This is a genomic window from Desulfurococcaceae archaeon, assembly GCA_038845865.1.
GTDB lineage: Archaea > Thermoproteota > Thermoprotei_A > Sulfolobales > Desulfurococcaceae > UBA285.
Window position 1 is genome coordinate 45,801 of sequence record JAWBQJ010000002.1, and the last position, 14,677, is coordinate 60,477.

A 14,677-nucleotide genomic window follows, 5' to 3' on the forward strand; every position below is an offset into this window, starting at 1 on the left:
TCAGCACTTTTTATAATGAACCAACCACCTACCCCTCCAACGCGAGTAAATAGGGTACTCGGGTTTTACGGGCTACTAGTCAATGGGTTAGAGCCACTACGCAGCGCTTGCTCCTCGACTACTTTAGGGAACCCTACGGCTCCTCTTAGGCTATGAGCACCGGTACACGTGTTTTTCACCTAGTGCTCTTTTCAAGGAGTGCTCTAGCCAACTCATTGTGCTTTACGAGTATGTTGAATGCCTTTAAAAGGTCTTTCTTAGAAACAACTATTACCGTATCGGTATAGCACGACTCTATGTGAACGATATTAACTCCGTTCTGAGCCAGCACGCTCGTAATGTACGCGACCACGCCAGGTATCCACATAACTTCTGGGGGGCTCACGACCACTATTGCTGCATGATCCTCCTGGACTTCTATGATGCCCTCTTCTCCTAGAGCTCTTATGAGCTCTCTCGCAGACTCATCGTCAAGGACTATCGTTGTAACGGGACCGCTCTGCATAACAGCTAGAAATCTCGCCTTCGAAGAGATCTTCGCAACAGCTGACATTGCGTCTTGGAAGCGGCCGGCACCCACAATGACTATCACTACGCCCGTTCGCACCTCAATGCGGGATTCTGCGAGGATCTTTAAAACCCCCTTGCTCGGGAAGAACGTCTTCTCCTCCATTCTAGAGCGTAGCCTTATTAAGGCCATTTTAATAGACTCTTCCGAAACATCGCGGCCAATGAGCTTCGATACTACGGGCTTTAACCTAGTAGCTACTCTAGAGTAATTTATGATGCCCATTTCAAGGCATTTATACAGTGAAGGATCGCCCAGTAGTACTTCCCTGACGAGACGGGCTACACTATCTTGTTCCAATCATAACGCACCTTTCATTATTTGTTTCATATATGGTACAAAGTTAAAAATACTGTTGCGAACGTAGGAAATCGAGTCGTATGTGTCAGGACGCGGTGTATAAGAGTGAAGTGCAGGCATGTGAAAAGGCCTAAAACCCGGCCGGGAACAGGTAATAGGAAGCGTGCACGAAAACTCCACGTACCATATGCAACTGCATGTCGTTGAAACGCCATGCCAATGTAGCGATCTCGGCATTCAACCTGCCTATGAAAAATGCTTTTTCATCTCTTCATTTCCTGGCATGTTCAATATGGCATCAATGACGTCTTCGACCTGCTTAGCATTCTTGGTTCTTGCATCATATAATAGCCAGTTCTCCAGGTGATCCCTTCCACCCTCTAAGAAAGATGAAAGCGCCCATTCCATCCTCATCATTCTAGGTAGGATAACCCTCTTCATGACTTTCCCCGGTAGTGGGGTTAGTGGCTTTCTGTGAACGCCTTTACCATCGATCCTTACGGGTATTTCAACTACGACGTTGCCGGGCACGTCTGGCACTGCATCGAGGTTAGGGATATTTACCTGGAGCGGCACTGGTACTCTAACGACCTTGCCAGCGATTTGTAGCTGTAGTAGGTAACATTCTTTGGGTTTGTCGTTAACTATGGCATCAATTATCTCGGCTATGGACTCGCCGCTGGGCCTTGGCGCGTATTTACTCGTTAACGGCGTGGTCACGTCTAAAACGGCCTCTCTCAGTTCCCTGAGCTTCATGGTTAAGTGAGCTAAGTACATCGCCCAGCCAATTTCAGAATCGGGGCCACCGTAAGGGCCGTACCAGTACTGCTTGGTCTTTAAATCCCAGTGATATTTCCAAGTGCCCCCTCTAACCGTGTCGCCCACGGGCAGGACCCCGAACTCCCTGTACATGTCTATTGCTGCAGGTGACAGGTCTACGTCGAAGGGGTTGTACGTATATGCCCTCCACGTATCTATGTATTCCTCGGAGAGCGTCCTAGTCCACTCATCGAAGTACCCATAAGCGTCTTCCCCGGAGTACTTGAACTTAGTAAGCCATATTACGTGGTTGAAACCACTCATTTCTACTTCGAGCTCGCCTAGATTAATTGAATTAAGCACCGCTAAATAGCATTCGTAAGCGTCCGCGGCGCATGCCTTATTAATGTCCTTACCAAGCCGTTCACGTGCTAGCATTATTCCCAATACCTTTACAGCCTTTAAGAAACCGAGATGTCCGTGACAGAGTCCTATGTACTTGACTTTGGTTTTCCTCGTCACCAGCGTTGAGAGCTCGAAGATCGGGTTCGCCACGTTTATTAGCCACGAGTTATCTGCGAGCTCTTCGACATCTCTAGCCAGATTTAACACTAACTTAAACTGGTAGTAGCCCCAAATGGTGTGGTAATCCGAGACCATGTTCCACTCAACGCTATTAATGCCCCTGTAGTAACCGTGACGTTCCGAGACCTCTCTCATGCGTTCATAGTACCAGTGGCCACCTGCCATGGCCGAGTTAATTACGAAATCAGCGTCTTTAACCGCCTCCTCACGGTTCTGTGTCCTGTAGACTCTCACATCGCTCCTCCCGAGCTCTTCAACGTACCTCCTGGCGAAGCCGTAGATCGTGGCGAGCCTATCTTCGTCTATGTCCATGAGCCATATATCGAGGTTACGTAGACTGTCCTTAATTAGCAGGTCCACAATGACCCCGCTCGACCACACGGCACTTCCAGCACCTATGAACGCTACCTTGATTCGCTCCATAGAACACCACTACGGTAGCATAATTGGTAGCAACTCTATTAAAAACATTAATGCTTATTGCCTTAACCAGGTACAGGGATTGGCTTTGAATGACCCATATAACTGGCTAGAGGACCTAAGGGATCCACGTGTTTTAGAGTTCATCAACAGGAAGAATGCAATTTTTCGAAGCAGGTTTTGTGAGCTTTCAAGTAAGCTGTCCGGCAGAGTGCTTAAATACTACGAAGTGCCCGTCTTGGTGAACGTTCAGGGTAGCTATAGTGGGATATTCGCGTTGTTCAGGGAGAGGAAGGGGTACACAGTATACCTGTATAGGAACTTCGAGAAAACCCGCCTTCTCGACTCCAAGAGCCTGGGTAATGATGTTATCATCCAGTGGATTAAGCCGAGTACTGATGGAAGGCTACTAGCATACGCCTATTCGCGGGGGACAGATGTAGCTACCGTTAGGTTAATAGATGTCGAAGCGGGCGAAGAGGTCGACAGGCTTGAGGGATCCATTAACGACATTACCTGGATAAACAAGTACGAGTACTACTACACTAGGTTTTACCGTGAAGGTAGAACACCCGATGGTATCGAGGCACCGGCTGAGAGGGTCTTCTTGAGGGAAGCTGGTGGTAAGGAGGAACTAGTGTTCGGAGAGGGCCTTCCAACGCGGTATATGGTCAGCTTGGAGAGGAGCATTTACAGCGACAGGGTTTTCATCACAGTTCACTACGGGTGGATCAGGAGTAGTGTTTATGCCGGGAGACTACGCGATCCCTCGACATGGAGACTGGTGCACGATCCCGGAGAGACCACCGTCTATCCCGTGGAGCACGTTGGCGGGAAGTACGTCTTGATCGTTTATGACGGGAACGGGCTCGGCAGAATCATTAGTGTAGGTGAAAACGGCGAGGTAGAAGAGGTCGTAAGAGAGGACTCCAAGTATCCTCTCGAAGACGCGGTAATTTACCGCGATTACATTATAGCGAACTACCTAGTTGAAGCATCATCTGCGCTGAGGTTTTACGACCTAAACGGTAAGCTAGTTAAGGAAATGCGCTTTGATAAACCCGGTAATGTAACGTACTTGCAGAGCCTCGGCGAATATTGCCTGTTTAGGTACGTCTCTTTTAACATACCTTACCGGTTGTACGAGATCAGGGGCGGTGAACTACGCGTAGTTGACGAGAAGGTTGTGGGGGATGTATGCGTAGAAGAGCTCCTCATAGAGTCGTTTGATAAGACACCAATACACGTATTCCACGTTTACAACTGCTGTAAGAGAACAAATAAGGCGCTTTTAACCGGTTATGGGGGATTCGGGATCTCACACACTCCAAGGTTTCTAGACTACATGTTAGCATTCGTCGAGGACGGTGGAGAGTACTTCGTGGCGAACATCAGGGGTGGAGGTGAATATGGCCGTGCATGGCACGAAGCCGGTAGACGAGAAAAGAGGGAAAATGCGTATGGGGACTTCATATATGTTATAAAGTGGCTGAGAGAGCAGGGCTATGAAGTAGTTATCCACGGTAGAAGCAATGGGGGATTGCTCTGCGGAGTGATGTACACAAGGATACCAGAACTCATTAAGGGTGCTATAATAGGCTACCCGCTACTAGACATGCTGACGTACCACAAGTTCTACATAGGTAAATTGTGGACTCCCGAATACGGTGATCCCGACGACCCCAAGGACAGGGAATACTTATTGAAAGTATCGCCATATCACAACTTAAAACTAGGTGTAAGATACCCGCCGTGCCTCATATACACGGGTTTAAACGACGACAGGGTGCACCCGGGCCACGCCCTGAAGTTCTCTGCAAAGCTCGAGGACATGGGCGTTGAGCATTACCTGAGAGTAGAAACCGCCAGCGGCCACATAGGATCGGACCCTGAGATCCTTGCCAGAGAAGGGGCAGACATCCTGGCATTCGCGTACAGTATCTTAGAGTTGAACCCAGGATGACGTGCTTTCCATCACCGCTACACACGGCAAGCTTTTTACCCCGGCGGGGTGTAAGTATTCCACGGAAAACTAGTCGAAATAAGTAATTTACCGTGCCCAGCACTGCCTAGTCTGCGAGAGGTGATGCACTAAATTGACGTCAATAGTAAGCCTGCTCTTAGAAGTCATGATGGTGGTATACATGACGTCCGCAGTTCTATTCGTACTTAGAACAATTAGAGGGCCCACGGTATTTGACAGGGTGATAGCAGTTGACTCCCTAAGCTACGACTTAGTGGTGTTCATGGCAATGATAGCGCTCTATACGGGTAGATACGTCCTGGCTGTCTGCATGGTCCCAATAGCTCTCTGGGCGTATGCGCTGGACATTTACGTTTCCTGGTATGTAGAGCAGAAAGTAAAGGGTGAAGTACGCTGTGACCTATGAAGTGCTTGTAGAGGTGGCGAGGTACTTTGGTCTATCACTGCTCGTAGTGGGAGGGGTTTTCGAGATCATAGGTGCGATAGGTGTTTTAAAATTACCATCTTTTTACCTCAGGGCTCATGCAGTAACAATGACGGTTGTCGGAGGATCGATAACCCCTCTCATAGGTCTAGCTTCGATCTCCATAGCTGAAGGAGGTGCGGAGGGGGCATACTTGGCTACCCTATGCGTCATAGTAGCTATCTTAATACTAATTACCGCGCCCACCGGTTCACACGCGTTAGTTAAGGCATCCATTCTAGTTAACTCCGCTACAAGGAGGTGTTTAGAGAAGAAGGGCAGCGAGGACGGAGATTGGAGGCGAAAGAATTGATCTTTACGCTCATCGTCGTCCTAGTAGCCTCTGCGCTTTCCGTGATTACGGCGTATCTCATCGTAGCGGAGGACGATCTCTTAGTATCGTGTGTATACCTTGCGCTGTTCGGAGTGTTCTATGCGTTAATATATTACGCGTTCATGGCACCGGATGTCGTGCTGGCCTACATACCGATATCCTCGATAATCGTTCCAGCAATGTTCTTTACTGTTCTCAGTAAACTAGGGAAACGGCAGGGGAGGCCGAGAGTTGGACAGCGCTGAGAAAAGGAAAAACATGTTAATCGCGGTGTCTTTGAGTATACTCATGCTTACACTTAGCTCAGCGCTTTACATAGGTGGTATTTGGTTTCAACCCCTTATTCGTGTAAGGGCGCTTGCAGAGATCGTTCTCCGTAATGCGTACAACCCCTGGAATACCACTTTAACAAGCTACTCCTTAAACGCAGTATCTGCGATCATATGGGATTATAGGGGGTTAGACACTATTTTCGAAACTGCAGTGCTATTGGTTTCAATTACTGGCGTTACGGTCCTACTAGGTGGAGGGAGGTACACGGGTAACGGTGGAAATCACGGCATGGGTCCAGTAGTAGGGTTTTCCACTAAGTTGGTCGTGTTAATTACCTTGCTCATAGCCTTTTCCACCGCTATTCACGGCCACTTAACACCTGGAGGGGGATTCCAGGCGGGCGTGATGCTGGCTGCCGTTGCCGCGCTCTCCATACCCGTCTTCTCCGTTAAAGCTATTTATGCGAAGGGCTTGAAGAAAGAGGCTTTACTGTATTCGAGGTATCTCATGCTGGTGCTGATCATCGCTGTCGCCTTACTACCGCTAATGGTTACTCTAAAAGCCGGTAATGCCTACATAATGCAGAACCAGGTCAAGGACGCTTCCACGTTTTCGCTACCCGCGTGGTTTATTGACACGCCACTCGCGGGATCCGTTTTCTTCTACAATTTGCTGGAAGCGCTTGCAGTTGCTTTAGCGCTTTCATACGCGATGCTACTACTAATCGAGCTAGGTTCGAGGAGGTGACCTGGTGGAGCATCTAGTAGGGTTCGCCCTCGTGACTATACTAATAACGTTTATTGTTAACATTGGAATAGCCCTTTATGGTATTTTCGCGAAGCGCTCCCTGATAAAGAAAATCATGGCCCTTGTGATATTCAGCGACTCGATTAACGTACTAGCGATAGCCTTAGGCTACAGGTCTCCAGCTCGTGCTAGTCCTTCACCGCCCATATTAACCAGCATTCCTAGTAGCCCCAGCGACATAGAAGTCTTCACGAGTACCAGCGTAGACCCCCTCCCCCAGGCACTCGTCATAACTGCCGTAGTGATAGGGCTTTCCGTCATAGTGTTTCTGATCAGCTTAGTCGTCAAGTACTACGAACACTACAATACTGTGGATTTAATACTGCGCTCAGAGGAGGGTGCAGATGAAGAAGTTATCTAGTGCACTAGCATTGTCACTAACACTGCTAGTAGTATATACGGCGTACACAGGGCGGATAAGCTCAATCACCCTCGTAACTGGTTTAATCATCTCAGTAACGATTTCGCTACTTCTAGCCAAGGAGCAGACCGTCGGTGTCTCTTTTAAGCCTAGAAGCATCTTGAAGGCCATTTACCTATTCAAATACTCCTACCACTTCCTGATCACGGAAATCAAGGAACACGCGGAGGTGGCCAAGATCATTCTAGGCACTGAGACACGTATTAGGCCCGGGCTCGTGGAGATACCTCTCGAAATAGAGTCGGGTACTGCGATGGCTATACTGGCGTTGACGATCACCAATACCCCCGGTACAATAGCTGTGCACCTAGATGTTAACAAGAAATCCATGATTGTGCACTGGATTAATGTGAAGGTAGACGATCCTTCCAAAGCCAAGGAAATCATCGTGGGAAAATTCGAGAATCTTGCTAAAAGGGTTCTCGAACAATGATCATAGAGCTCCTCGAGCTCGGGCTCATGCCTTTTATCTGCCTGTTCGTGGCTATAATGGTACCGCTATTAAACAGGTTTGCGCTGGGGAGACGTATAAACCCGTATCTAGCTACGTTTTGCTCTGCCCTCTTACCGCTTCTAGCTCTAAGGGTACACCTAGTTGTACACGAACACGGAGCCGTTACATACAGGTTCGGCGGATTCCCACCACCAATAGGAGTAGTCTATATAGTCGACGAGGTAAGCTCCACTCTCGCATTACTAGCATCGTTTGTACTATTCGCATGTATCCTGTACTCTACTTGGATTATTGACCGAGATAGATTATATCTCTTTCACTCCCTCGCGTTTCTACTGGCTATGGGTGTTTACGGGTGCCTCTATACCGGGGACTTGTTTAACTTCTACGTGTCAGTGGAGCTGGTAGCTGTAGCCAGTTACGCGTTAACCACCTTTAACAGCGAGAAGGGAAGAGCGGTGAAGGCAGCCTTCATCTACGGGGTTTTCGGAACGGTAATGACTTCTACGTACTTTCTTGCCGTTTTAATAATTTACGGCTCATATGGCACTCTAAACATGGCTGATGTTCGGGTGAAGGTCTGTAGCCCCCACACCATTACCTCATTCTCCAGCGGAATTTACGGTGACATAACGCTGACTACCAAGATCTCCATGGCGCTGATTACCTGGGTGCTTTTCTTTAAGTCGGGCATTATGCCGAACCACTTCTGGTTACCGGAAGTATATAGATACGCGCCGCTTCCCGCCGTAGTCCTATTCTCGGCGGCTGCAGACATGCTCGGCGTGTACGGGCTGATCAGGCTGTACTACACCATCTTCACGGAAGAGAGCATTGTGGGGGGTTTCAGGGCCTCAATGATCTCTATCATGCTAATCCTAGGCGCCATTTCCACGGTCTTCGCCTCTACAGTGGTCATGAGGCAGAGGAATTTAAGGAGCCTGGTAGCCTACAGCTCTATAGTGCAGTATAGTCTGGCTCTGCTAGGAATGACCACTGGAGTGCCTGAGGGCATTGCGGGCGCCATACTACACCTGGCTACCAATGCGCTCGGAGACATGCTCGTACTGTTTAGTGCCGGCTTGCTACTAAGCGCTTCCCATATTGTTACAAACAAGGTTATGAGGCTGTTAATGTACGCTAGTTTCATTACAGGGCTACTAAACCTCTTCGGGGTAATTCCCATACTACCCGGTTTTTGGAGCAAGGCGTTTCTTACACTGGGCTTCATGAAGGCTAACATACCGGTAGGAGTAGTAGTGGTGCTTGCATCCTCCGGTCTCTGCGCACTAGGTTACTTTACCCTGATAATGCTTCTTCTCAGTAAACGGCCCGAAGGGATCGCGCTTGCGCGGGGACAACGCAGTAGAAGCTACGTTCCCGTAGTCGTGGTCGTTATCACCCAAATTGCTACAATAGGTCTAGGCCTGGCATTAACGTTAGGCGGGTTCAGAGATTTGGTGCTAAGCTACGGTAGAAGCGTTTTTGATAGGAGTAAGTTCTTAGAAGTACTGCCGTAAGATTGGTGGAATGCGTCAAAGAGTTTATTAGTACTGGGTTGTAATATTAGGAGTGGTCTGGCGGGATGGAACTGTACTGGAAGGCGCTACCAGTAGTTATCATATTAACCGGCCACATACCTAGAATAGAGGGCTCTGTAACCGGTATCCTGCTTAGAGTCTTCGGATATGCTCTTTTAGGGCTAAACGTAACGTTAGCCGACCCCTTTGCAGACCTACTACTGGTTTTAACCATTATAATAGGGGCCATAACGACCACCTACACGGTGCACTACTCTCGCTTAAAGTACAATAATCTCAACCTAGTCCCAGCAGTAGATCTGTTCGCGGTTTCGATGATCCTGGTATTCGCGTCGAAGAGTTTAATAGAGCTAATAACTTTCTGGTTACTAACGGAGTTGGTAGGGTTCTTCTTGATCGCGTACGACTACATTACGGCGAGAAGCGGCCCAGCCCTTTCCGCGGCCGTTAAGTACTTACTGTTTTCAATGATACCTACAGATATATCCCTTTTCATAATACTAGCCTTAACGGGGTTTACCGAGGCCTTTGAAGTAGGATTAAAGGCGCTGTCACCGGCGCTTTCACACCCCTTAATCTCCTTCATGGTGATAATGGGCTTCTTCGCAAAAGCGGCGATTTTTCCATTACACTTCTGGCTCCCAGATGCGCACTCCGTTGCGCCTTCACCTGCTTCAGCTCTCTTATCGGGGTTAATGGTGAAGATGGGCGTATATGCACTATACTTGATGTCACACTACCCACTGAATGTAGACGTAGTAGTCACCGCAATGATCGTCTCTGGTGGCTTCACTGTCGTGTATGGTGCGCTTCAAGCCATTGTACAGGGGGATATTAAGAGGCTACTAGCGTATAGCACGACATCTAATACGGCGCTAATAGTATTGCTACTGGGTCTATACATGTACTCGAAGGACGCCTTATTCCTCGAGGCCTCATTGCTTTACACGCTTACACACGGTGTTTACAAGGCGTCGCTCTTCCTTGACTCGGGCTTCATTGAGACACTGACCCATGAACGTAACGTTAAAAATCTAGGTTACATCGCGAAGATAAGCCCATTCGAGACCACAACGGTAATTCTCTCGGTCTTAGTGATGTTTGGGCTTCCTCCATCGGTGGGGTTTCTTGCAAAAGTTTTCCTGTTCAGTTCTATATCGAAGTACCTTGAAAAATCATGGATCTATTTTCTAGCGTTACTTATCGCATCCACTAAGGTATTCCTTTCCGTGATCTACAATGTGACCTACCTAAAAGCCCACATGAACTCGGGAAGTGGAGAGGCTACCGAGATCAATGCGAAGGCCCTCACCATGCAACCATACGTCTTCACTACCGTGTCGGTGTCCTTCGTACTCACATTTGTACTCTTACTGTTAAGTTACTCCAACTACGTTGAGTTCATTTTATTAAGGAAAATAACCCCCGTTTTGCTCGCCTCACTCGCACTATTCACATTCATCCTCTTCTTCGCGATCGGCCTCCTAAAGAGAGGCCCAATACGCGAAGAACGGTGAACCCCGTATTGTTGTGTTCCGCAAGCCTCTAGACTTGCCGTTTGGAGTATTTTTAAGCTACTCAGTTACAGCTGTATCGGTTTTTACAGCACTGCTAGGTGCATTTCTCGGCGAATTTCTCCTCGTCGAGTGCGGGTTCAAGGTATTTACAACTCTCCTAGTTCTAAAGATCATCACGAGTAAGCTCAAGACGGTCTTTTATACAGCTACTTTAATGCTAATATTACTTCTACTGTTCTATACATCGGCTACGAATGGCTACCTCGCCGTGTTCGTCTGCGTGTTGTCCTGCGTTCTTGTATCTACTTATAGTAGTAAAGTGGGAAGTAGGGCGGATGCTTTCCTAGTTCTCTTCAGCTGGTGTTCCGTAGCCACAGGTATTTTGTGGCTATCAGTGCCCGATACCATAGTAAAGTACGTGCTCATACCGGTCATACTAGTAACTGCTGTTTTACCTTGCTTAAAGTGTGTGACATGGCGTGAATCAAGGTTATTACGCGTCAGGTTTCCCCAATTACAGGGCATTGAAACCTGGCTCGCTAGAATTAGTTCCATACCCGAACACGTGCATGGAAGGATCGCAAAAACTAGACTCGCCAGGGTACCTAGGTGGAAGCCTCTAAAAGTAGGGATCAGTGGAGAAGTCGCGAAGATCCTCAATAAGCTGTCATCCCCGAAAACCGGCCTCCTCGTAAGACCCGTGAGGATAGCACATGCAGTATTTAACGCTATGTTCGAGGGCTCCGTGGCCATGGAGACTTACGTAAACTCCCTCGTAGGAAGTATCGTAGCTCTCTTAATCGGGTCCACTACTAGGTTTTCTACGGTTGAGAGAAGGATCAGCAATATATTCCACGCCATATCTCTCCATGTAGAGAGGCTACAGCACGAAGTAGAACGCGCACTACTCTTTTTACTTTCCCTAATGAGTATTTTGCTCCTGGCCGCGATAATTTTCTACATATTATACACCACGCGGTTAGCACCACCATGACTTAGAGGCCTCACAGCGATTACTACCTAGTGCTAGTTTACCGGCTGGCTCTTAACCTACCTATAGGGAGGGGTTACCCAGCTTCAAGCGCTCTATGCAGTAGGGATCCCCCACATCACCCTTTTCTAGATGTAAAAAGAACCGGCGATAGGAGCAAATTCTACATGAAGAGGGCACTATTGGCCCCTTATCTCAGAGGAGGCCGTAATCTTCTAACAACGACTTAAGTCTTCGAAGTTCCCGTAGAAGATTTGCACCTTTAGGTGTGAGGGCTATTACCACGGAGCCCTTACGTTCATCAGAGGGCACGGTCATCAGCAATCCCTTCTCCGCTAGTTCGTTAAGAATCCTCTTTACTCTGTCGTAAGACAAGTTCACCTTCAATGAAAGCTTAGTGGGGTTTATTTCTCCCTCTTCATTAATCACCTCTAGCATCTCTAGGACCAGTTCCAGTCGATTACGTTTCTTCATGCCTTAATGACCTTGCCCAAGTGGTACACTGCAAACAGCAGCGTTACGAGCATCTTAGAAAGCTCCGAGGCTAGGAGCATGTACACTCCAATACCCAGTGGTATTAGCAGGCTACTAAGACCTCTCACGAGGTATGCTAGGGATAAAACAGCTAGATAACCCTTCAAGTACCTTCCACGCGCCAAGATGGTAACTAGTAGGGATAACATAAACGCCACCATGTCGGGTAACACAATTAGTATTAGAGGAGGAACCAGCGCGAACACCCTTTCCTTACTAGCATATAGAATTGAGCACAGTAACACGAAGAACCCGCTTGAGGCTAAGGACGATGAAAGCGTATATAGCGTTAATGAAAGCCTCGGTTCAGGCACTAAGACTGATAGCGACGAAGCCACGTGCCCCGTAGCTAGCATGGCGAAAGTCATGGAGAATAAAACTACATACCCCACCTTAATTCTCAGGTAAAGAGTGAGGAACTTGAACGAGATGTAAAAGAACAGCGCGGAGCACACCGCGTTCAAGGCAACTAGTAGAAGCTGATACGCGTCCAAGACATTCACCTAAATTTCTTTACCGCATAGTACACTTCACCGTCAATTCTTGCCTCAACGATGACGTACACTTTACCTTTGTGCGTTTCGAAGACCTCCGCTAGCACCACAACATTTTCCCGTGAAATTAACTGTCTTAACTGGTTCCTAGTCACCACTCTACCAGTATTTTCCTCCCGGTAGAGTGGTAATAGAACGAAAAGAGCAGGCTCATTTCTATCTAGCCTGTGAACATAAACTACGTGGTTGAATCCTTTAACCGTGAACCTGTTAATGAGCTCCTTGCCACGATGCATGCAGTATCCCATAGAGCCCACGAGAAATGGAGGAGGTTTAACGAGCATGTCCTCTAGAATGTTTTCTAACCCTACTTCACTTTCATTAGTAGCGGGGTAGGTGTAATACACGAGGAGGGGGAAGAGGAGCGCAATTACTGCGGAAACCGCTATTAGCAGAACGAGTTCAGGCTTATTCGTAGGCACACCTAGCACCTACACGTTATTCTAAAGAAATAAAGGGAGTTACTTAAAAACAATAATTGCACAGATGTTACGTACACGAACACCTACAACTGGGCATTTCCAGTACCACGTGATATGCTAGTAGCATTGCACTACCGTTCTCTATGTCTACCAAATAAGCGTAGATCTCCGTACTGTTAGTTAACGTAACTATGGCCTGCGTGGCTTTTAGTGTAACATCGCCGTTACCGGCTACATGCACCTTTATTAGCGGTTTAATGCCCATAACGCTAAAACCTTGACTTAGTAGTTGTACTGTCCCCAAGTTGGACTCCAGCGTACTCATTATGGTTGAATTATACGCGTTAGGTTCATAACCGCTTTTAAGAGTAGCTCTCTAAATGAGAGTCTCCAAGAGAGCTAGCATACATCCTGCACTGTATTTGACGATAAGGCTAGGTGGAAAGTATAAAATCGGCCAGGTAGAAGAATATAGTGAGAAATCATGCCTGGGCCCCGCGTATCCCTAATCCCCGTGGGAGGGGAGGCTATCAGGCTTCGGCCCCTCTCCGTTGGTACATCGAAGGCCTTAATCCGCGTTCTTAATAGACCTATCCTAGAGTTCATAGTTCTCGAACTCGTAGTAAACAACGTTGAAGAGGTGTACGTCGGGGTCAGAGGGTATTATAACTACAAAACAGTATACGACTACTTTAGGGAAGGCTACTGGATCAAGGCTAAGTACCCTTTCGTAGGCCGTGATGTCAGGATCAGGTACATGCCCAGGTACGAGACGTCGGGGAATGCGGAGGCCGTGAAAATCCTCGTAGACTACTACGACATTAGAGAGCCGTTCCTCGTTGTACAATGTGATAACTTGTTTAAACTAGATATTGGTAAGGTGTACGAGCTCCACAGGAGCGTGGGAGCCGACATGACCATAGTACTCAAAGAAGTCGAGGACATCACCGGGTTCGGAGTGGCCGTGCTCGGCGCTGACAGTAGGATTGTAAAGTTCGTGGAGAAGCCCGAACCAGAGGAAGCTCCCAGCAAGTTAGTTAATACCGGGATCTACATAGTAGAACCCACGGTAGTGGAGTTCTTCGATGACGCCCGTGGACGGGAACTATTGAAAGCGGGTAAAACGGATTTTGGAAAGGACATCATTCCAAAGTTAATAGAACTCGGCTATAAGGTTTACGGCTACATCATGAAGGAGGGCTACTGGTTTGACGTAGGGACGCCGGAAAGGTACCTGGATGCCATGAAGTACCTGTTATACAACGGCGACCGCAGGATCCTCGAAGCGGAGGAAAAGCTACCGGGGGTCTTCATGCAGGGTAAGTCTAACAAGTCTAAGACGTTGCACGAGGCTATCATTAACAAGGTGGGCAAAGGCCTAGTGCGGCTCTCGGGTAGGCTACTGATAGGGAGGCACACGATCATCGGCGAAAAGGTCTCCATAGAGGACTCCAGTATTGACAACTACTGCATAATAGGCTCCAACGTTCATATATCCGGCTCGGCCATAATGGACCGGAGCTTCATTGAAGACAACGTGATGGTATTAAACTCAATTATCGGTAGACACGTTCACGTGGAAAGGGGCGCAGTCCTAGTTAACAGCTATATAGGGGACAACGTTCACATCGGTGCTAATAGCAAGTTAGTAAACGTGAAGGTGTGGCCTCATGAAAAGGTGCCACCAAGTGTTCACATAGAGAACTACGAAATTAAGTCGTGGTTATTCAAGGAGGTACTGTAAGTAGTC

17 protein-coding genes are annotated in these 14,677 nt (G+C 47.9%); 11 read left to right on the forward strand and 6 right to left on the reverse strand.

All coding sequences use genetic code 11. The features are described 5' to 3' along the window. Positions 1 to 175: 175 nt before the first annotated feature. Together QXU03_03295 and QXU03_03300 are read right to left on the reverse strand one after the other, a co-directional pair. Positions 176 to 868, reverse strand: a complete 693-nt coding sequence (locus tag QXU03_03295; GenBank protein ID MEM2170764.1) for an ACT domain-containing protein — start codon at positions 866 to 868, stop codon at positions 176 to 178. A 246-nt stretch (positions 869 to 1,114) separates the two neighbouring features. Next, entirely contained in the window at positions 1,115 to 2,635 is a 1,521-nt protein-coding gene (locus tag QXU03_03300; protein ID MEM2170765.1) for an alpha-glucosidase/alpha-galactosidase, read from the reverse strand. Positions 2,636 to 2,714: 79 nt separating this feature from the next. On the opposite strand from QXU03_03300, the gene QXU03_03305 reads away from it, so the two are divergent. From QXU03_03305 to QXU03_03350, 10 genes are all read left to right on the forward strand, one after another. Next, positions 2,715 to 4,595, forward strand: coding sequence for a prolyl oligopeptidase family serine peptidase (locus tag QXU03_03305; GenBank protein ID MEM2170766.1), 1,881 nt, complete (start codon positions 2,715 to 2,717; stop codon positions 4,593 to 4,595). Positions 4,596 to 4,728: 133 nt separating this feature from the next. Beyond that, positions 4,729 to 5,022, forward strand: coding sequence for a monovalent cation/H+ antiporter complex subunit F (locus QXU03_03310; GenBank protein ID MEM2170767.1), 294 nt, complete (start codon positions 4,729 to 4,731; stop codon positions 5,020 to 5,022). Then, a complete protein-coding gene (locus QXU03_03315; GenBank protein ID MEM2170768.1) occupies positions 5,012 to 5,392 on the forward strand; it encodes a monovalent cation/H(+) antiporter subunit G in 381 nt (126 codons plus the stop codon). The genes QXU03_03310 and QXU03_03315 overlap by 11 nt, the downstream gene beginning before the upstream one ends. Then, the gene (locus tag QXU03_03320; protein MEM2170769.1) at positions 5,389 to 5,658 is read left to right on the forward strand and encodes a hydrogenase subunit MbhD domain-containing protein; all 270 of its coding nucleotides are present in this window, start codon (positions 5,389 to 5,391) and stop codon (positions 5,656 to 5,658) included. The genes QXU03_03315 and QXU03_03320 overlap by 4 nt, the downstream gene beginning before the upstream one ends. Continuing rightward, positions 5,645 to 6,433, forward strand: a complete 789-nt coding sequence (locus tag QXU03_03325; protein ID MEM2170770.1) for an MnhB domain-containing protein — start codon at positions 5,645 to 5,647, stop codon at positions 6,431 to 6,433. Before QXU03_03320 ends, QXU03_03325 begins: the two co-directional genes overlap by 14 nt. 4 nt (positions 6,434 to 6,437) lie before the next feature. Next, positions 6,438 to 6,854 (forward strand): cation:proton antiporter subunit C, encoded by a 417-nt coding sequence (locus QXU03_03330; GenBank protein MEM2170771.1) that lies wholly within the window; start codon positions 6,438 to 6,440, stop codon positions 6,852 to 6,854. Continuing rightward, a complete protein-coding gene (locus QXU03_03335; protein ID MEM2170772.1) occupies positions 6,838 to 7,347 on the forward strand; it encodes a Na+/H+ antiporter subunit E in 510 nt (169 codons plus the stop codon). Before QXU03_03330 ends, QXU03_03335 begins: the two co-directional genes overlap by 17 nt. Then, positions 7,344 to 8,888, forward strand: a complete 1,545-nt coding sequence (locus tag QXU03_03340; GenBank protein ID MEM2170773.1) for a proton-conducting transporter membrane subunit — start codon at positions 7,344 to 7,346, stop codon at positions 8,886 to 8,888. The genes QXU03_03335 and QXU03_03340 overlap by 4 nt, the downstream gene beginning before the upstream one ends. 65 nt (positions 8,889 to 8,953) lie before the next feature. Beyond that, entirely contained in the window at positions 8,954 to 10,426 is a 1,473-nt protein-coding gene (locus QXU03_03345) for a complex I subunit 5 family protein (GenBank protein ID MEM2170774.1), read from the forward strand. A 13-nt stretch (positions 10,427 to 10,439) separates the two neighbouring features. Further along, complete coding sequence (locus QXU03_03350; GenBank protein MEM2170775.1) at positions 10,440 to 11,420, forward strand: hypothetical protein; 981 nt, start codon at positions 10,440 to 10,442, stop codon at positions 11,418 to 11,420. A gap of 192 nt (positions 11,421 to 11,612) precedes the next feature. On the opposite strand, the gene QXU03_03355 is transcribed toward QXU03_03350, so the two are convergent. The 4 genes from QXU03_03355 to QXU03_03370 form a co-directional block, all read right to left on the reverse strand. Continuing rightward, positions 11,613 to 11,891, reverse strand: coding sequence for a winged helix-turn-helix domain-containing protein (locus QXU03_03355; protein ID MEM2170776.1), 279 nt, complete (start codon positions 11,889 to 11,891; stop codon positions 11,613 to 11,615). Further along, positions 11,888 to 12,445, reverse strand: coding sequence for a hypothetical protein (locus QXU03_03360; protein MEM2170777.1), 558 nt, complete (start codon positions 12,443 to 12,445; stop codon positions 11,888 to 11,890). The genes QXU03_03355 and QXU03_03360 overlap by 4 nt, the downstream gene beginning before the upstream one ends. 5 nt (positions 12,446 to 12,450) lie before the next feature. After that, positions 12,451 to 12,927, reverse strand: a complete 477-nt coding sequence (locus QXU03_03365; protein ID MEM2170778.1) for a hypothetical protein — start codon at positions 12,925 to 12,927, stop codon at positions 12,451 to 12,453. 67 nt (positions 12,928 to 12,994) lie between these two features. Continuing rightward, positions 12,995 to 13,252, reverse strand: coding sequence for a hypothetical protein (locus QXU03_03370; protein MEM2170779.1), 258 nt, complete (start codon positions 13,250 to 13,252; stop codon positions 12,995 to 12,997). Positions 13,253 to 13,411: 159 nt separating this feature from the next. Between QXU03_03370 and QXU03_03375 the strand changes: the two genes are divergently transcribed. Beyond that, the gene (locus QXU03_03375) at positions 13,412 to 14,671 is read left to right on the forward strand and encodes an NDP-sugar synthase (protein ID MEM2170780.1); all 1,260 of its coding nucleotides are present in this window, start codon (positions 13,412 to 13,414) and stop codon (positions 14,669 to 14,671) included. Positions 14,672 to 14,677 lie beyond the last annotated feature (6 nt).